General features: G+C 38.8%; 17 protein-coding genes. 9 read left to right on the forward strand and 8 right to left on the reverse strand.

What is annotated here, in order from left to right:
- Window positions 1-417 precede the first annotated feature (417 nt).
- The gene (locus tag C9J36_RS12615) at window positions 418-1,644 is read right to left on the reverse strand and encodes an MFS transporter (protein ID WP_107943358.1); all 1,227 of its coding nucleotides are present in this window, start codon (window positions 1,642-1,644) and stop codon (window positions 418-420) included.
- Between the two features lie 184 nt (window positions 1,645-1,828).
- On the opposite strand from C9J36_RS12615, the gene thrC reads away from it, so the two are divergent.
- The 4 genes from thrC (at window position 1,829) to C9J36_RS12635 (ending at window position 7,083) form a co-directional block, all read left to right on the forward strand.
- Window positions 1,829-2,881, forward strand: coding sequence for a threonine synthase (gene thrC, locus C9J36_RS12620; protein WP_066169195.1), 1,053 nt, complete (start codon window positions 1,829-1,831; stop codon window positions 2,879-2,881).
- Window positions 2,878-3,771 (forward strand): homoserine kinase, encoded by an 894-nt coding sequence (gene thrB, locus C9J36_RS12625; protein WP_107943359.1) that lies wholly within the window; start codon window positions 2,878-2,880, stop codon window positions 3,769-3,771. Before thrC ends, thrB begins: the two co-directional genes overlap by 4 nt.
- Window positions 3,772-4,202: 431 nt before the next feature.
- On the forward strand, window positions 4,203-4,847 hold the full coding sequence (locus C9J36_RS12630) for an NAD(P)-dependent oxidoreductase (RefSeq protein ID WP_066169199.1): 645 nt from the start codon (window positions 4,203-4,205) through the stop codon (window positions 4,845-4,847).
- Window positions 4,848-5,025: 178 nt separating this feature from the next.
- A complete protein-coding gene (locus tag C9J36_RS12635) occupies window positions 5,026-7,083 on the forward strand; it encodes a catalase (protein ID WP_107943360.1) in 2,058 nt (685 codons plus the stop codon).
- Window positions 7,084-7,139: 56 nt separating this feature from the next.
- Here the strand turns inward: C9J36_RS12635 and zupT are convergent, their stop codons facing one another.
- The gene (gene zupT, locus C9J36_RS12640) at window positions 7,140-7,955 is read right to left on the reverse strand and encodes a zinc transporter ZupT (RefSeq protein WP_066169203.1); all 816 of its coding nucleotides are present in this window, start codon (window positions 7,953-7,955) and stop codon (window positions 7,140-7,142) included.
- A 169-nt stretch (window positions 7,956-8,124) separates the two neighbouring features.
- On the opposite strand from zupT, the gene C9J36_RS12645 reads away from it, so the two are divergent.
- Window positions 8,125-8,586: a hypothetical protein gene (locus C9J36_RS12645; protein ID WP_107943361.1), complete on the forward strand. Its 462-nt coding sequence runs from the start codon at window positions 8,125-8,127 to the stop codon at window positions 8,584-8,586.
- Window positions 8,587-8,726: 140 nt separating this feature from the next.
- On the opposite strand, the gene C9J36_RS12650 is transcribed toward C9J36_RS12645, so the two are convergent.
- Both C9J36_RS12650 and C9J36_RS12655 read right to left on the reverse strand, forming a co-directional pair.
- A complete protein-coding gene (locus C9J36_RS12650) occupies window positions 8,727-9,323 on the reverse strand; it encodes a phosphatase PAP2 family protein (RefSeq protein ID WP_066169207.1) in 597 nt (198 codons plus the stop codon).
- Window positions 9,324-9,371: 48 nt separating this feature from the next.
- A complete protein-coding gene (locus tag C9J36_RS12655) occupies window positions 9,372-9,677 on the reverse strand; it encodes a hypothetical protein (RefSeq protein ID WP_107943362.1) in 306 nt (101 codons plus the stop codon).
- A 326-nt stretch (window positions 9,678-10,003) separates the two neighbouring features.
- Here C9J36_RS12655 and C9J36_RS12660 point away from each other — a divergent pair, with 326 nt between their 5' ends.
- From C9J36_RS12660 to fumC, 4 genes are all read left to right on the forward strand, one after another.
- Window positions 10,004-11,083 (forward strand): FecCD family ABC transporter permease, encoded by a 1,080-nt coding sequence (locus C9J36_RS12660; RefSeq protein WP_107943363.1) that lies wholly within the window; start codon window positions 10,004-10,006, stop codon window positions 11,081-11,083.
- A gap of 3 nt (window positions 11,084-11,086) precedes the next feature.
- Complete coding sequence (locus tag C9J36_RS12665; RefSeq protein WP_066169213.1) at window positions 11,087-11,860, forward strand: ABC transporter ATP-binding protein; 774 nt, start codon at window positions 11,087-11,089, stop codon at window positions 11,858-11,860.
- Window positions 11,857-12,867: an ABC transporter substrate-binding protein gene (locus C9J36_RS12670; RefSeq protein WP_107943364.1), complete on the forward strand. Its 1,011-nt coding sequence runs from the start codon at window positions 11,857-11,859 to the stop codon at window positions 12,865-12,867. The genes C9J36_RS12665 and C9J36_RS12670 overlap by 4 nt, the downstream gene beginning before the upstream one ends.
- Window positions 12,868-13,050: 183 nt before the next feature.
- Window positions 13,051-14,442, forward strand: coding sequence for a class II fumarate hydratase (gene fumC / locus C9J36_RS12675; RefSeq protein WP_066169217.1), 1,392 nt, complete (start codon window positions 13,051-13,053; stop codon window positions 14,440-14,442).
- A 397-nt stretch (window positions 14,443-14,839) separates the two neighbouring features.
- Here fumC and C9J36_RS12680 read toward each other — a convergent pair whose 3' ends face one another.
- From C9J36_RS12680 to C9J36_RS12695, 4 genes are all read right to left on the reverse strand, one after another.
- Window positions 14,840-15,889, reverse strand: a complete 1,050-nt coding sequence (locus C9J36_RS12680) for a siderophore ABC transporter substrate-binding protein (protein WP_066169219.1) — start codon at window positions 15,887-15,889, stop codon at window positions 14,840-14,842.
- A 172-nt stretch (window positions 15,890-16,061) separates the two neighbouring features.
- Window positions 16,062-16,829 (reverse strand): iron ABC transporter ATP-binding protein, encoded by a 768-nt coding sequence (locus tag C9J36_RS12685; protein ID WP_066169221.1) that lies wholly within the window; start codon window positions 16,827-16,829, stop codon window positions 16,062-16,064.
- Window positions 16,826-17,782, reverse strand: a complete 957-nt coding sequence (locus C9J36_RS12690; RefSeq protein WP_066169223.1) for an iron chelate uptake ABC transporter family permease subunit — start codon at window positions 17,780-17,782, stop codon at window positions 16,826-16,828. Before C9J36_RS12690 ends, C9J36_RS12685 begins: the two co-directional genes overlap by 4 nt.
- Window positions 17,769-18,725, reverse strand: a complete 957-nt coding sequence (locus C9J36_RS12695; RefSeq protein ID WP_066169225.1) for an ABC transporter permease — start codon at window positions 18,723-18,725, stop codon at window positions 17,769-17,771. The genes C9J36_RS12690 and C9J36_RS12695 overlap by 14 nt, the downstream gene beginning before the upstream one ends.
- Window positions 18,726-18,832 lie beyond the last annotated feature (107 nt).

Below are 18,832 nucleotides of genomic sequence, written 5' to 3' on the forward strand. Positions count from 1 at the left end.
TTATGACACAACTAACGCTAGTCTGGATTTTTGGGCTATTAACCTAAAACTTGCATGCCCTGTGACATTTGACGAAGGCTAGAGCCAGCACGATGCTGTTCATCCAGTCGTTATGACAGGACATGGTATTCTTAGACTGAATTCCTGTCTTTGGACAAAAAATTGGCTCCTGCGGTTACTCGTCGCAAAGAACATCGCTAAAAGAAAATAAAATTATGGCTGTTTAAAATAATATTAGATTGCTTTGAAGACGTGATAAACATGGAATTTAGCGGCGTTTCTCCGGGGAACTTTCGTTGCATAAAAGAAGGGACCGCCTATTTAGACAGCCCCAGCCCAAACTTCTATTAAACTAGTTTGCTTCAGAGATAGTTGTTTTGCAACACAATTATCTTGCTATATCTTCAGATATTACCTCTATTCTAATTCCAACTGCTTTGTTTCCTTACCTAAAAATAACACTGCTAATACTCCAATTAAAATTGCGACACAGAAAATCGCAAAAACCGAACCAATGTCATAGCCTTTTGTTATTAATGACCCTACTAAGAGTGGACCGAAAATACCACCTACACGCCCTACTGCTGCCGCCATACCTGTCCCTGTACCACGAATAATCGCTGGATACTGTTCCGGTGTGTAAGCATATAATGCTCCCCATGCTCCTAAATTAAAGAATGATAGTAGCATCCCTGATACAAGTAAAATAGTTACAGATTCTGCATTTCCAAAGACAAAAGCACTTGCTGCTGTTCCGATTAAATATGTTACAAGTACAAATTTACGTCCGAGCTTCTCAATAAACCAAGCTGCAGTAAAGTAACCTGGTAACTGCGCTAGCGTCATAATTAACACATACTTAAAGCTGGAAATTAAATCGAAGCCCTTCCCAACCATTACGCTTGGCAACCATAAAAACATTCCATAATATGAAAATACAACTGCGAACCATAGCACCCATAACATAAATGTTGAACGTGCATATGGCTTTGACCATACTTCGCGAATATTTTGCAAGACAGAACGCTTTTTAGCCTCTACCTTCGCTGTAAACTGCGGAGAATCAGGTAGCTTCATGCGAATATAAATCGCATAAAATGCTGGTAAAGCAGTAATAATAAGCGCAACACGCCAGCCTTCAATTGGCCAGAATGTCGCTGGAATAACGAAATAAGAAATGATTGCAGCTAGTAGCCAGCCACCTGCCCAAAAGCTCTCTAACAACACAACAACGCGACCGCGCTCCTTTGTTTCAACGCTTTCAGAAACGAGTGTCGAAGCAACTGGTAGCTCTCCTCCGAGCCCCATTCCAACGAAAAAGCGCAAAATCAAAAATAATACTAGCGTTGTCGTTAACGCAGATAGTCCGCTTGCAACCGAAAACAATATAAGTGTCCACATAAACACTTTTTTACGCCCTACTTTGTCAGCAAGTACACCAAACATAAGCGCACCTACTGCCATTCCAATCGAGTTGATACTACCAATCAAGCCCATTTGTGCAGGGTTTAAACCCCAGTCTATTGCGAGTGCAGCAATGACAAAGGATAAAATGCCGACATCCATTGCATCAAACATCCATCCAACACCTGCTACACCAAGTAATTTATTGCGTGAAATTTGCATTTCTTGCTGTTTTGCCATAATATAACCACCTGTCTTTACACTTGTATAAGCATGTATACTATACACCTATTTTTTAATTGTGACAATATTGTTTAAATTAAATTGTTGTTTTACTATTGAAATGATAGAGCTAGAGGTTTACAATGTCTTGTATACAAAAACAACTGTTCTTTCAGAAAGAACAAAAGGAGTCATGTTTGATATGTGGAAAGGTTTAATTGAAGAATATAAGCAATATTTACCTGTTACTGAAAAAACACCTGCTTTAACTTTAAATGAAGGAAATACGCCATTAGTGCATTTAGTTCATTTATCAAAAGAGTTAGGTATTGAGTTATATGGAAAAATCGAAGGTGCGAACCCAACAGGCTCCTTTAAAGATCGTGGCATGGTGTTTGCTGTTGCTAAAGCCGTTGAAGATGGCGCAAAATGCGTTATTTGTGCCTCTACCGGTAATACATCCGCTGCTGCTGCTGCCTATGCGACACGCGCAGGTATCAACTCTGTTGTAGTTATCCCTAAAGGAAAAGTAGCTCTTGGTAAACTAGCACAAGCAACAATGTACGGCGCAAAAATTATTGAAATTGACGGCAACTTTGACGATGCTTTAAATATCGTACGTCGCATTAGCGAAACGACACCTGTTGCCCTCGTTAATTCAGTCAATCCATACCGTATTGAAGGGCAAAAAACGGCTTCTTTTGAAATTGTTGATGCACTTGGAAAAGCACCAGATTTCTTATGTATTCCTGTCGGCAATGCAGGAAATATTTCCGCCTATTGGAAGGGCTTTAAAGATTATAATGAAGCAAAAAACTCAGGTCTACCAAAGGTGCTTGGCTTTGAAGCTGAAGGTTCTGCAGCAATTACGAAAGGTGAGCCAATTGCTACTCCCGAAACAGTTGCAACAGCTATACGTATTGGCAATCCTGCTAGCTGGAAATTAGCAGAGGCAGCACGAGACGAGTCAGGTGGTATTATTGATTCTGTAACAGATGAAGAAATTTTAGCTGCTTATAAATTAATCGCTGGTAAGGAAGGTATTTTCGTTGAACCTGGTTCAGCCGCTTCCCTTGCAGGCGTGATAAAATCGGTGAAGGCAGGTCTTATTCCACAAGGTAGTCAAGTCGTCACTATTTTTACTGGTAACGGCTTGAAAGACCCAGATACTGCAATGAGCGTCTCAACAGTAGACTTAGTATCGTTGAAAAACGATGAAGAAGAAATTCGCGCATATATTGAGGGAACACTATGAGTTGGCAAATTAAAGTTCCTGGCAGTACAGCAAATCTAGGACCCGGCTTTGATTCTATCGGGCTCGGTTTGTCACTTTATTTAACATTGCAAGCAATCCCGCAGAAAGAGTGGGAATTTGTCCATCAAGGTGAACATGTACCAGCAGATACAACAGTAGAAAATCATTTAATCTATCAAATTGCCAAGCAAGTGGCTGAGCACTACGATAAGGAATTACCGGGCTGTCATGTCGTAATGACAAGCGAGTTACCTTTGGCTCGTGGCGTTGGTAGTAGCGCAGCAGCTATCGTTGCAGGAATCGAGCTAGCTAATTTGCTATGTAATTTAAAGCTTACAATACAAGATAAACTCAATATTTCATCACAAATTGAAGGGCATCCTGACAATGCCACAGCCTCTGTTTTAGGTGGCTTAACGATTTCCTCTATGACAGAGGATAATATAGTTGATACGATTCATGTACAAAATATGGATGTGGCTTTCGTGCTATTTATTCCAAATGTAGAATTAAAAACAGCAAAGGCACGGAGCGTCCTTCCTACTCAGCTAGAGCGTTCTTATGCAGTAAAGGCAAGTGCTGCTGCAAATATGCTTGCCGCCTCGCTTATTGCTAAAGATTACGAGCGAATCGGTCGCTATATGGAATCCGATTTATTCCACGAACCTTTCCGCGCACAGCTAATTCCTAGCTACATGGAGATTCGCCAAGCAGCTAAACAAGCTGGCGCATACGGCACAGCATTAAGTGGCGCTGGCCCAACGCTTATTTCAATTATACCGCCAACACTTGCTGACGAATTTGTTGTCAGCATGCAAAAGCAATTCCCTGAGCATCGTATCGTTTTAACGACAGCAGCTAAAAAGGGAAGTACGATTACACCATTATAATTTGCAAGGGGGCGTCCCAAATGTAGGCAATACACCGCCTTCGGGACATCCCCATTTTTTTGTAGTTTCATAACTTCCAAGCTATAGAGGCTGTCCAAAAAGCCTTGCATAGCCGGCATTTTGGACAGTAGCAATGATGTTTCACAAAATGTTGATTCCTATAAACAGAAAACGCCTCTTTTAAAAATGGGAGGAACATTAACTTTAGCAGCGTTATCCTTCAGTAAAAGGGAAGCGATGAAAACCTTTATTTCAATGCGGTGGCAAAACAAAATGGACTTTTCGGACAACTCCATTTATTCTACGTTTTCTGCGTTCTATTCCATGTTCCTGTCAAAGCTCCATTAAACCTTACTCTACTAAATCTATGCATACTTTTTTGATAAATTGGGTATAGTACTATCACTTGATTGGAGAAAGGGGAAATGTTAATGAAAATCGCAGTTATTGGAGCTGCCGGTCAAGCTGGCAGTAATATATTAAGAGAGTCAATTATGAGAGAGCACGATGCAACAGCAATAGTACGCAACCAAGCCACTTTAAAGGAAGATGTACAAACGCTCGAAAAAGATTTGTTCGAGCTAACAACGGCTGATATCGAAGCATTCGACTGCATCGTTAATGCCTTTGCCCCCAAAAGTGGCGAAGAGCATTTGTATGTAGAAGCAGGTAAGCATTTAATATCTATTTTGCAGCCATCGCAAACACGATTATTAGATATCGGTAGCTCTGGCTGTCTATTTACCAATAAAGAGAAAATATTACGGCTGCTCGACAGTGAGGAATACCCGGCACAACTAACAGCTGCCGCTAAATATCAACTGCAAAATTTACAGCAGTTGCAACAATCCTCTATATCATGGAGCTTTATTTGCCCTGCCCTCATGTTTGATGCGGAAGGTCCACGTACAGGTCACTATATTACAGGTCATGACTATTTACTAATGAACTCCCAGCATAACAGCTATATTAGCCAAGCTGATTTTGCAGTAGCTGTAGTCGACGAAATCGAAAATGCTAAGCATATTAATGAAGCCTTCACAGCAGCCTCTGAAAACACAACCTCAGCTAGTTAATATAAATACTCTTAAATAAGGCTAGCGACCTAAGCTATGTTGAAACATCAAAACATAACTTAGGCTTTTTTTTGCTAAATTGTATTCAATTTTCAGAATTGTTTGCGTGCCTGACACCCTACTTCATATTTTCTTTCACCCCCTCATACGCTGTACAAAGCTTTAAAAGGAGGATTTTATGAAAGACAATACTAACGACAACAACGAAAACAAAAAGCTAGAGCAGCTCGATGCCTACAAAGTAAATAATGATGGCACAAGGATGACGACGAATCAGCGGGTGCGAGTGTCCAATGATGAAGAATCTTTGAAGGCGGGGTTACGCGGTCCTACGTTGATGGAGGACTTTCATTTTCGTGAAAAGATTACGCATTTTGACCATGAGCGCATTCCAGAAAGAGTCGTTCATGCGAGAGGTTATGCAGCTCATGGGGAATTTGAACTGTATGAATCCATGTCTGAATTTACAAGAGCACATTTCTTGCAAAAGGCTGGCACAAAAACGCCTGTTTTTGTGCGCTTTTCGAATGTCGTTGGTAGCTCAGGCTCTAACGATACAGCGCGTGATGTGCGCGGTTTTGCGGTGAAGTTTTATACAGAGGAAGGCAATTTTGATTTGGTCGGCAACAATATCCCGGTGTTCTTTATCCAAGACGCTATAAAATTCCCTGATATTATTCATGCATTAAAACCAGAGCCACATAATGAAATGCCACAAGCCTCTTCTGCGCATGATACATTTTGGGACTTTGTCACGAGTAATCAAGAAGCTGCTCATATGGTGATGTGGATAATGTCTGATAGAGCAATACCTAAAAACTACCGTATGATGGAAGGTTTTGGAGTTAATACATTCCGCTTTGTCAATGCGGCTGGTCATAGCAAATTTATTAAATTCCACTGGAAACCCGTTCTCGGTGTGCATTCACTAATTTGGGACGAGGCGCAAAAAATTGGTGGTGCAGACCCTGATTTTCAGCGTCGCGATTTATGGGAAGCTATTGAAGCAGGCTTTTACCCTGAATATGAATTAGGTGTGCAAATGCTCGATCCAGCAGATGAATTTAAGTATGATTTTGATATACTTGATGCGACAAAGCTTTGGCCAGAAGAGCTTATTCCAGTTAAAAGGATTGGTAAACTTACATTAAATCGCAATGTGGATAATGTCTTTGCTGAAACAGAGCAAGTAGCCTTTCATCCAGGCAATGTCGTACCTGGTATCGATTTCTCAAATGACCCGCTACTACAAGGTCGTCTGTTTTCTTATTTAGATACACAATTATTACGTCTAGGCGGCCCTAACTTTACTGAAATACCGATTAATCGTCCTCTTTGTCCTTTCCATAACAACCAGCGTAATGGCTTTAGCCGACAAATGATTAATGTTGGTCAAGTGAGTTACCATAAAAACTCATTAGCTGATAATACACCTGCAACAAGCACTGCTGCTGAAGGAGGATATGTTCATTTTCCAGAAAAAGTAGAGGGACGTGTCATTCAAGGACGTAGTAAGTCCTTTGATGATTTCTTTTCGCAAGCACGACTTTTCTGGAACAGTATGTCACCACCGGAAAAAAAGCATATTGTAGATGCTTTTTCCTTCGAGGTAGGCAAGGTAAATGTCCGCAGTATTAGACAGAATGTAGTCAATATGCTTGCTAACATTGACTATACACTGGCAACCACGCTTGCTGAACGGCTAGCGGTAAATAAACCAACACAGCAGCAAATTGATGTAACTGCATCTTCACCTGCCCTTAGTCAACAAAATACGATATTCGTTCCCCAAACATTGCGCGTAGCTATTATTATCGGCAATCAATTTAATGCGCAGGAGCTAGAGCAAGTGGTGAAGGAATTTAAGCGTTATGGCGTACGCTATCAAATTATTGCAGAAACTTTTGAACCAGTGAGGGCAGCAAATGGGCAAACTTTCGAAGTGGATGCGACCTTTTTAACAACATCGCCTGTCCTTTACGACGCACTATATGTTGTTGGTGGAACAGCAGCTAATCAAGCGAAATTTAATAGCGATATGACAGCTTTTATTCGCCAAGTTTATCAAAACTATAAACCTATTGGCATCGCCACAACAGGCGTCCCATATTTTAATGCTACGCGTGCCAAAGCAAGTGAGGGTATTCTTTTTGCCACAGCGAATCCAAACTTCTCACAGCAATTTATCCAAAATATCGCCAAGCAACGTTTTTGGGAACGAGATATTTATATTTGAGGCATAAAAAGCGCAGGAAATCAATGTTTTACAATAGATTTCCTGCGCTTTTTTATCTACGTTAACAACACTAAGCTAATTGCCATTACAGCCATGCCCGCAACTAAGCCATAAATAGAAATATGCGTTTCATCATATTTTTTAGCTGCTGGTAATAGCTCATCTAATGAGATAAATACCATAATCCCTGCCACGCCAGCAAATACAACACCAAACATAACATCATTTAAAAATGGCATTAAAATTAAATAAGCAACAAGTGCCCCAATAGGCTCTGCTAAGCCAGATAGTAAAGACAAGCGGAAGGCTTTCATTCGAATACCTGTAGCAAAGAATATCGGCACTGCAACGGCGATACCTTCTGGAATATTATGAATTGCAACAGCAATCGCAATTGCAATTCCTAAATTCGGGTCCTGTAATGCTGACATAAATGTGGCAATACCTTCTGGAAAGTTATGAATAGCAATGGCAAGTGCGGTAAAAGTCCCCATTTTCATTAGTTTATCTGCATCTGCAAGCGGCTTGCTTTCAATAGCATTTACATCTTCAACCGTACGCACTTCATGCGGATTATTTTTCTTTGGAATAAATTTATCAATAAGGGCGATAAAAATCATTCCCCCGAAAAAGCCGACCAGTGTCATCCAATAACCATTTGTTGCACCGAGTGCTGTCGTCAAAGCATCTTTCGCCTTTACAAAAATTTCAACAAGCGATACATAAATCATCACCCCTGCAGAAAATCCAAGGGCGGCAGATAAAAATTTCGTATTTGTTCTTGATGTAAAAAACGCTATTAAACTACCTACTCCTGTTGCTAGCCCTGCAAACAATGTTAAGCCAAGTGCCAATAATACATTTCCGTCCATAAATATTTCCTCACTTTACTAAGTTAATCGTATTATACGCAAGCAGTTTCCTTTACGCAACTTTATTTTACTAGGAAATATTTTATGGGCTTATTCAACTTTCCATCAAATACAAAATAAAGTAACTTTATTTTTATAATTACGACTAATATATAAAGGAGAGATATATATGAATATTTTAATTCGGATTGGAATGTTTTTTTCGCTGTTACTTGTACTAATAGGATGCGATAGTGTAAATTTGTCCAAAGCTACAAATTATGAGGAAGCTCCACCCGCTTTAAAACTAACAATCGAAGAAATTGAAATTACAACTCATAGAGGAACTTATGCTTGGAGCTATTTTGATAAAAGCACAGGACAACAAGTAACTGTTCAAGCAGACCACGCACCTCCTACCGAAATGGTAAATATTGAACAAGGGACTAAAGTTAATCTATCGCAGCCTATAAAGCTAGATTTCGAAATAGAACCAACACAGTATGAAATAAGACTATGGAACAGTAGCAATATAATTAAAACATACAATTCATTTGGAGAAATAAAAGAAAAAGGAAAATATATAATTGAAATAGCAGGAACTTGGGGAGATAACATAGCTACCTATGTAGTAGCATTGGAAATTGAATAATAATTAAAATTCGAATGCTGCACCAACGAAAAAAGGACTCAGTTCTTTTTGAAAGCTAAGTCCTTTTTATATGCGAATTTTCCTTTTGCATATTTATATCACTCTTTTGATGCTATTCCGCAATCACTACAACTTTGGTTCTAAAGTTTAGCGCGCTTCCTGCGCTCATACCACAGCATACAGACGATAAACCATGTATAGCCCATGCTCCAGCCTGCCAATACATCCGTAGCAAAATGCCGACTCTCAGCAATGCGAGATAAACCGATTAAACATATTAAAATTAATGCGACTGCCCAAATTAGCAAGGCTTTCTTACTACGATTCAGCCCCTCTGATAGCAAGTAAGCAATAGTTAATAAATATAAAGCGCCCGTCATTGAATGTCCTGATGGAAAGCTGAAGGACAAAAGCTGGTCTACCATATCTGGACGGGGACGCTCAATCCATTTTTTTAATAACTGATTCAAAACATTGCCTACTGCAATTGTTAGCACAATAAAGGCAACCCCATCGTAATTGCCCTTCCTCCATTGCCAAATAACAAGAATTAACGCTACAATGACAACAAAAATTGGCTCACCAATGTAATGGAAAAAAATAAGTAGTTCATTGCCACGAAGTAGCTGCGCCCACTTATCATCGAAATTGATGAAAGACGGCGTTTCGTATGTGAATCGTAGCATAATAAATAAGCTTAAAGTAACGATTGCTAAGCCATAAATCCATTTTTTCATCTGTACTCCACCCTTTTAAATTATCCTAATCCTCTCAAATCATCCAATTTATCTGACTCGATAGTTAGTATAGATACATTCAATAATATAATCTACCTGCTCAAATGCAGCTTGCTCTAATTCTGACTTATCATCCACATTATACTTTCCCCATTGTTCCTCTGATGCCCAGTAAATAAGCACTATAACCTCTTCTCGACTGATATCCAATTTTTTCACATACAATTCTCGACTTAGAAAGCCTTGTTGCCGCTCCATACAAGATGGCCTCTCATCTTGCTTACGTACAAAGCGTTCGATTACTTTATATGAATTCCCCGCCGTTACAATAAAGCGCTTCATTTGAACGAACATGTGCATATCCCCTTCTTCAAACCATTTCATATCGTCATAGAAATAGCACTATCTATATTAACATATACGGATAAATCGCCTTCTGTCACTATTTTGAGCTAATCCATCACAGATAATCTTCAAGCTACTCCATCATTTTATTATGCTAAGAAAAATAAGATGTTTCAACGCTTTTTATCCCACATTAACGGGCAGTAAGCATCCACTGATTGAGGTTTCACTTTATTGTCATAAAAAAATCATATTGTTTTTTTTAGCAATATCAATTAGAATGAATTAGTCGATAATGATAATCATTATCAGTAAAAGTCGAGGTGAGATACTTTTTGAATACACGAGCTTTAAAGCGGACAAGTACTAGCAAACTCTATTATATATTTATTTTGCTATTAATTTGTGCCATTATACTGTCAGCTATTTTCTCCTTATCGATTGGGCAAGTGAGTATACCATTTAAACAATCAATGGATATACTTTTACACACTTTAACAAACGGCAAACTAGGCTCCCTTGAGCTAACGCAAAATGAATCCTATTTGAATATTATTTTGCAAGTGAGAATGCCGCGCATTATTTTTTCCTTACTTATTGGCGTTGGACTTGCCTTGTGTGGCGCTGTGATGCAGGCGGTTGTACAAAACCCCCTTGCCGACCCATACATACTCGGAATTTCCTCTGGCGCTTCATTAGGGGCTACCTTTGCTATCCTTGTAGGCTTTGGCAGTAATGCATTACTTGCTCAATTTGGTGTAGCATTTGGTGCGTTTACAGGGGCCATCATCACTTCAATGGCAGTTTTATTGTTATCAAGTATTGGTGGTAAAGCAACATCTGTAAAACTTGTCTTATCAGGGGTAGTCATAGGTGCTCTATGTAGCTCCTTTTCTAGCTTAATCATATTTTTTGCGAATAATGCAGAAGGAATTAAAACAATTACTTTCTGGTCTATGGGAAGCCTAGCCTCTGCTAGCTGGGAGAAAACACCGATTTTAGCGTTTATCGTTGTACTTGGAGCAGCCTTTTTCCTGTTCCAACATCGCATTTTAAACACGATGCTACTCGGTGATGAATCGGCGATTACACTAGGTATCAATTTAAGTGTTTTTCGCAAGCTTTATATGGTGCTTGCTGCACTCGTTACAGGGACAATGGTCGCCTATGCGGGAATGATTGGCTTTGTTGGATTGATTATTCCGCATATTGCACGTGGCATTTTTGGCGCTGACCATAAACGACTTATGCTCGGCACATTATTATTAGGCGGGTTATTTATGATATGGGCTGATATATTATCAAGAACCCTTATTACAAATGTTGAGCTACCCATCGGTATTATTACGTCTGTTATCGGTTCACCACTGTTCATTTATATGATTATCAAAAAAGGCTACAATTTTGGAGGGTAAATGATGGAACTAACAGCACAAAATATTGCCGTCTCAATCGGAAAAAAGGACATTGTCAAAAATATTTCGGTCATCGTGAAAAAGAAGCAATTCGTTGGTCTAATTGGTCCGAATGGCTGCGGAAAATCTACCTTGCTTAAAAGTATTTATAAAAGTTTAGCCCCACAGCAGGGAACCGTGTTTTTAGATGATTTGAATGTTTTAAAATCATCTGAAAAAAAAGTGTCACAGCAGCTAGGTGTAGTAGGGCAATTTAACGAAATGCACTTTGATTTATCGGTTCATCAAATGGTCATGCTAGGCAGAACGCCACATAAAAAAATACTTGAATCCGATACAGCTTCAGATTTTGAAATTGTAGAGGAGGCTTTGACACGCACAAATCTTCAAGCTTATAAAGAACGTAGTTTTCTCTCCCTGTCAGGCGGTGAAAAACAGCGTGTCATTTTAGCAAGAACAATTGCGCAGCAGCCTAAATTTATGATTTTAGACGAGCCAACGAATCATTTAGATATTCGTTATCAGCTTGAAATACTGTCATGTGTGAAGGAATTAAATATCGGAGTGCTCGCCGCTCTGCACGATTTAGAGATGGCAGCAAATTATTGCGATTACATTTATGCAGTCAAAGATGGTGAAATCTATGCTCATGGTACACCCGCGGAAGTATTAACACCAACGACAATTGAAGCTTTATATCATATACAATGCCAAACATACATTAATCCTGTGACAAAGGGATTGGGATTTGCTTATGGCTTAGGAGGAGCATTATGAAAAAGAAATCATTATTAGCAATTGGTTTAGCTACAATGCTATTGCTAGCAGCATGTGGCAATTCAACGGAACAAAAAACAGAGGGCACAGCAAGCGAGGCACACTACCCGCTTACAATTGAAAACTTTGCAAAACCTGAGGGTGGCGATGCTTGGTCGAAAAAGGAGCAAGTATTCGATAAGGCACCAGAGCGCATTATGGCAAATACTCGCCCAGCCGCGGAACTATTATTACATCTAGGATTAGGCGATAAAATCGTTGGTGTTGGAGCAGATTTCGGTGCACCAGACACTACTGTTGCTGACGAATATGCGAAGTTACCGATTTTAAGTGATGGCTATGTCGGCAAAGAGGTGACACTAGGCACAAATCCTGACTTAGTGTTTGGACGAGGTGGATTATTTGACAATGCCGATTGGGGTGTTGGCACAGTCGATTCATTAAACGCTATGGGTGTTAAAACATATGTATTAGAATCGTCTGTTACAGGTGGCACGTATGCTTCGATTTATAAGGACATCGAAAATCTAGGTGAAATTTTCAATGTGCAAGACAAGGCACAAAGCTTTATTGATGAATTAAAAGAAAAGCAACAATTTATTGCAAAAAGCTTAGAAAGCATTACAGAACATAAAACTTTTGCTTACATGCATACGAATGACCCAGATGATTTGTATGTTTGGCCAGCTAACGGCGAAACATTTTTCCATGATGCCTTTAATATGATTAAATTGGACAATGTTTTTAAAGAGGAAACAGGTAATATAAATCTTGAAACATTAATAGCTACTAATCCTGATGTTTTAATATTACCTAACTGGGATGGCTCAGACTTAACAAAAGTACGAGATGCTATTTATGAAAATCCAAAACTATCTAGTATGAAAGCCATCCAAAATAAACAGATTTATATCGTTGATTACAACTATATGTTTGGCTATGGCTACAATACAATCGATGGCATGGAAATACTAGCCAAAGAAATGTATCCAGAGTTATTTCAATAATATGTTGGGAGTCGTCTTAAAACCATTATTAGACGGCTCCTTTACGACGAGGTCGGCGATGGGCGCAAGATTTTCGCATATAGGCTTAAGTTATCTGAAAAAACTTAGACTGTAATGTTTCTTTCCATCACAATTGGGAAAAGAATATTTAATACCACATTATTATTTAAGGAGATGTTTTAAATGGATTACCGTATTGAGAGAGATACAATGGGAGAAATTAAAGTACCTGCAAACAAGTTATGGGGGGCGCAAACACAGCGCAGTAAAGAGAATTTCCAAATCGGTACGGAACAGATGCCGATTGAACTTATTCAAGCAATGACAATTCTGAAAAAAAGTGCAGCTACTGTCAATGAGCAGCTTGGCAAACTCTCTCCTATAAAAGCACAAACAATTCGACAAGTTGCCGACGAAATTTTATATGGTCAATGGGATGACCAATTTCCACTTGTTGTTTGGCAAACAGGTAGTGGAACACAAACGAATATGAACGTCAATGAGGTTATTGCCAATCGAGCAAATCAACTATTAGAAGAGACTGATGAAGGCGCTATTATTCACCCGAATGATGATGTTAATAAATCACAAAGCTCAAATGATACTTTCCCAACAGCACTACATATCGCGGCTGTTTTAAAAGTAGAAGATTATTTACTACCTCGTCTACGCCTATTAAAAACAACACTTGCAAATAAGGCGGAGCAATTTAAAGATATTATTAAAATCGGACGCACTCATTTACAGGACGCTACTCCTTTAACATTAGGTCAAGAAATTAGTGGATGGGTAGCGATGCTTGAAAAATCCGAGCATATGATTCAACACAACATTCAATACATGAAGGAACTGGCTATCGGCGGTACAGCAGTTGGTACAGGTATTAATGCGCATCCAGAATTCGGTGAGCGTGTAGCGACGGAGATTAGTCAATTAACAAACCGAACATTTATATCTGCTGCAAATAAATTCCATGCCTTAACAAGCCATGATGAAGCTGTTGTTGCACACGGCGCATTGAAGGCACTCGCTGTAGATTTAATGAAAATTGCCAATGATGTACGCTGGCTAGCGAGTGGACCACGCTCAGGGATTGGAGAAATTACTATTCCAGAAAACGAGCCGGGCTCATCTATTATGCCCGGTAAAGTCAATCCAACACAAAGCGAGGCATTAACAATGGTTGTCACACAAATTGTTGGTAATGATGCAACTATAGCCTTTGCTGCCTCACAAGGAAATTTTGAGTTAAATGTCTTTAAGCCTGTTATTTTATATAATTTCCTACAATCGACACAGCTACTAGCAGACGCCATGAAATCCTTCAACAATCATTGCGCTGAAGGCATCGAACCAAACCTAGAAGTGCTACAGCATAATTTAGAAAACTCTTTAATGCTTGTCACAGCATTAAATCCTTATATCGGCTATGAAAACGCAGCAAAAATCGCCAAAAAGGCTCATCAGGAAGGCACAACATTAAAAGAAGCTGCTATTGCCACTGGCTTATTAACAGAAGAACAGTTTGACGAATATGTCGACCCAGCAACAATGATTTATCCAAATGTGAAATAGGGAAGGCGCGAAACTAGCCATGCCGTTGCCGGCTAGTTTCGCGCTTTGTTTGGTGTTGGAGTAAAGTGGTGGCTTGAGGTAGTGGAGATGGCTTCCTTTGAAAATTTAGTAGACATTGGCTTTAGCGGGATTGGGATTTGGTGAAAGTGCAGCGTGGTGGAGCTCTTTAATATGGGGGCAAAATTAGTTCCTCCAACATGCCGTGCGGTTGCCTACCGGTTTCGCGCTTTGTTTGGTGTTGGAGTAAAGTGATTGCTTGAGGTAGTGTAGAAGGCTTCCTTTGTAGTAGACATTAGGTTTAGCAGTAATGTGGGATAGGCTTTTTTAATGTCTTGCTAAAATCAAAAAGAAAGCGTCCAAAATGCCAGCTACTGCAAGGCTTTTTGGACGCTTATTATTAGTTTAATTCATTTAAGATTTCATCTAACTTGTCTGACTCAGTCGTTACACCGTTAGAAGAGAAGTACCAGTTTACACCATCAAGGTAAACGATTTTACCTTCTTTGTAAGCACGAGTTTGTTTGATAATGTCATTTTCGATATCAGCTTTAATTGTTTCTACATCAGAAGCTGTACGGTCAACAATTAATAATACTTCTGGGTCAACAGAAAGGATTGACTCATAAGAGAAATCCGAACCGTGTGAAGATGATTTAATGTCAGTTGTAACTGGTTTAAAACCGAAGTCATTGTACACGTATGCAAAACGAGATTCTGGACCATTATCGAAACCAGAGATTTTTTTGTCATTGTACATTGCTACTAAAGCATTCTCATAGCCAGCGGCTTTTTCTTTCACAGCATCAACTTTAGCTTGTAAGTTTGCCTTTAACTCTTCCGCTTTTTCTTCTTTGTCGAAGATTTTAGCAGCTAAATCTACTGTTTCGAATACACCGTTCACATAGTTTTCGTTATCAGAACCAATGAATACTACGTTTGGTGTAATTTCTTTTAACTCTTCATAGAATGTAGATTGGCGACCAGAAATGAAAATTGCATCTGGGTTAGTAGCTGCTACTTTTTCAAAGTCAATTGCTTTTAAAGAACCAACGTCTGCTACTGAATCCGTAACATATTTTTCTTTAATATGTGTTGGGATATTTCCTTTACCGCCGTTTGCAGCGATACCAACAATACCTTCAACACCTAAAGCATCTAATGTATCTAAGAAACCGTAATCGAATACGATAATATTTTTAGGCATTTCTTCAAATGTTACATCTTCGAAGGCAACTGATTTACCATCTTCTGTTTCACGACCTGCTGATAAAGAAGATACTGTCATTGGGAATGCAGAAGCTTCCACAGTTTCTGTATTTTCAGTTTCCTCAGTTTGTCCTGTCGCAGCTTGGTTGTTTGTTTCGTCTTTTGAGGACTCCTCATCAGCACCACATGCTGCTAACATTAATGCCAATGCTGGCACAGCTAAAAACTTCCATTTTTTCATTTCTACTATTTCCTCCTATTTTGCCTACCATTGAGTGATAGTGATAATCGTTTTCATTTGAACAATCACTAGTCTACCCCAACTGTTTAATGTTGTCAATTGTTTTTCTGAAATTAATACTCATTCTCATTTAATTCACAAAATCACTGCATAAGTGATATTTTTTACACAATTAAGTATGAGAATTAAAATAGACGCAAATACGACAGCCATCTTGGTCTTGAACAGGAATATGCATGTCATACACTTCACGTAATGCTTCTGAGTTAATGATTTCATGTGTTGGACCATCTTTTACAAGTCGTCCGTTTTTTAAAGCTACGATACGGTCAGAATAGACCGAGGCAAAGTTAATATCATGCAATACAATGACAACTGTTTTGCCTAGCTCGTCTACTAATTTTCGCAAAATCTTCATAATTTGTACGGAATGCTTCATATCTAAGTTGTTTAATGGCTCATCTAATAAAATGTACTCCGTATCTTGCGCAATCACCATTGAAATAAAGGCACGTTGCTTTTGACCACCTGACAATTCATCTAAAAATTTGTCCTGCATATCGCCTAATGTCATATATTCAATCGCACGATCAATATGCTCCTCGTCCTCTGCTGTAAGACGCCCCTTTGAATATGGATAACGACCAAATGCCACTAGCTCACGCACTGTTAAACGAACGTTTAAATGGTTTGATTGACGTAAAATCGCTACACGTTTCGCAAAATCATTTGATTTCATTTTTTTCACATCGTTTTGATCTAATAATACTTCTCCAGTATCGGCAGCAAGTAAGCGGCTTACCATTGATAATAATGTTGATTTACCTGCACCGTTAGGGCCGATAAATGATGTGATGGCTTTCGGTTGAATTTTTAACGTGACATCTTCCACGACTGGCTTTTTTCCAAAGCTTTTAGAAAGTCCTTTTATTTCAATCATGCTGCTCTCCTACTTTCTTTCAGTATTAGATAAATAAAGTATAGACCTCCGACAAAGTTTATAATGACACTTATCGTCGTGCTTAAATGAAAGACATGAAGTACTAGGAATTGCCCACCGACAAGCGCGATAATACTAATTAAACTCGCCCCCACAATTAATACGGAATGCTTGTACGTTGCAAAATATTGGTATGCCAAGTTCGACACGATTAACCCTAAAAATGTAATCGGACCAACAAGAGCTGTAGAAGTCGCAATTAAAACAGAGGATAAAATTAATACTTTTAATACAATTTTATCGTAATCAATTCCTAGATTCATCGCATTTTCACGACCTAGTGTCATTACGTCTAAATCGCGTAACAAGCGATACCCGTAAATAAAGGCTGCACCTAAAATGACTACAGCAATAAGCAAAAGCTCCGTTTTCACATTCATAAAACTGGCGAATAAACGCGCTTGTAAACTTTCATATTCAATTGGGTCAATAATCACTTGCAAAAATGTTACTAAACTACCGAGTAACGTTCCGATAATCATCCCTGCTAATAACAGCAAGAAAATTGGGTATTTATCGGCACGGAATAGAAAGCGATATAAAATCAATGCGAATAGCACCATCGCGAGAATTGATAAACCGAAGTTTAAATAGCGGCTTACAACAAAAATGGATGCAGAGCCAGCAGTAAAGAAAATAATTGTTTGCACAACTTCATACATCGAGTCAACACCCATCATAGAAGGTGTTAATAAACGGTTATGTGTAACAGTCTGGAATGTGACAGTCGCGTAAGCAATCGCTGTACCTGTAATGACCATTGCTGCGATGCGCTCTAAGCGTTTCGGAAAGGCGTAGCTAAAGCCGCCTTGAATATTATAAAAGGCAAATAACAATATACAAATAATCGCAATAACTGCTAAGATTATGAGTTTCGTACTATTTTTTCGCATATGCTTTCCCCCTAAACAACATCACTAAGAAGATTGCACTGCCAATTACTGCAACCGTTGTATTGACTGGTATTTCGAAAGGATAGACGATAAGACGGCTTAAAATATCACACATTAATAAAAATGCAGCGCCTAAAAAAATCGTATGGGGAATCGTTTTTCTTAAATTGTCTCCTAAATATAACGAAACCAAATTAGGCACGATTAACCCTAGAAATGGAATAATCCCAACCGTTAGTACAACTGTTGTTGAAATAATCGCTACAATCACTAAACCTAAATTTAATACAGTGCGATAGCTTAATCCCAAGTTTTTAGCGAAATCCTCGCCCATTCCAGCAACAGTGAATTTATTCGCATATAAATAAGCTAATATAATTGCTGGTACAGCTACATAAAGTAATTCATAGCGACCTGATACGACAAGTGTAAAGCTTCCTAAAAAAAATGTATCCACACTTTGCAGAACTTCTGCCTCATAAGCAATAAATGTTGAAATAGCTCCGATAATATTTCCGTACATAATTCCGATAAGCGGAACAAAAATTACATCCTTAAATTTAATGCTTTCAAGCAGTCGCATGAAAATCATCATGCCGATAAGTGCGAATGCAAAGCTGAAGATAATTTTCTCCATATAGCCAACACTTGTGAAAAACACCATCGATACAACTATGCCTAGCTTAGCGGCGTCCAGCGTCCCCGATGTCGTCGGAGATACGAACTTATTACGGCTTAAACTTTGCATAATTAAACCTGAAATCCCCATCCCTGCCCCTGCAAGAATAATCGCCATTAATCGTGGCACTCGACTCATTAAGAAAATTTGTGCTTTATCTGAATCCAAATCTAATAAATCAGACGGTTTAATGTCGATAGCTCCGATAAATAGTGATATAAAGGATAAGATGATGGTTGCCACTACAAGCATCCAAAGTCTCATTTCATTCTCCCACTATTCTATATTTATATTTTTGTTCTCACTGAAAATGAGAATCATTTTTCCATCCATTATTATATAGTTACCAATAGTGAAAATCAAACTCTCTA

The sequence above is a fragment of the Metasolibacillus fluoroglycofenilyticus genome (assembly GCF_003049645.1).
GTDB lineage: Bacteria > Bacillota > Bacilli > Bacillales_A > Planococcaceae > Metasolibacillus > Metasolibacillus fluoroglycofenilyticus.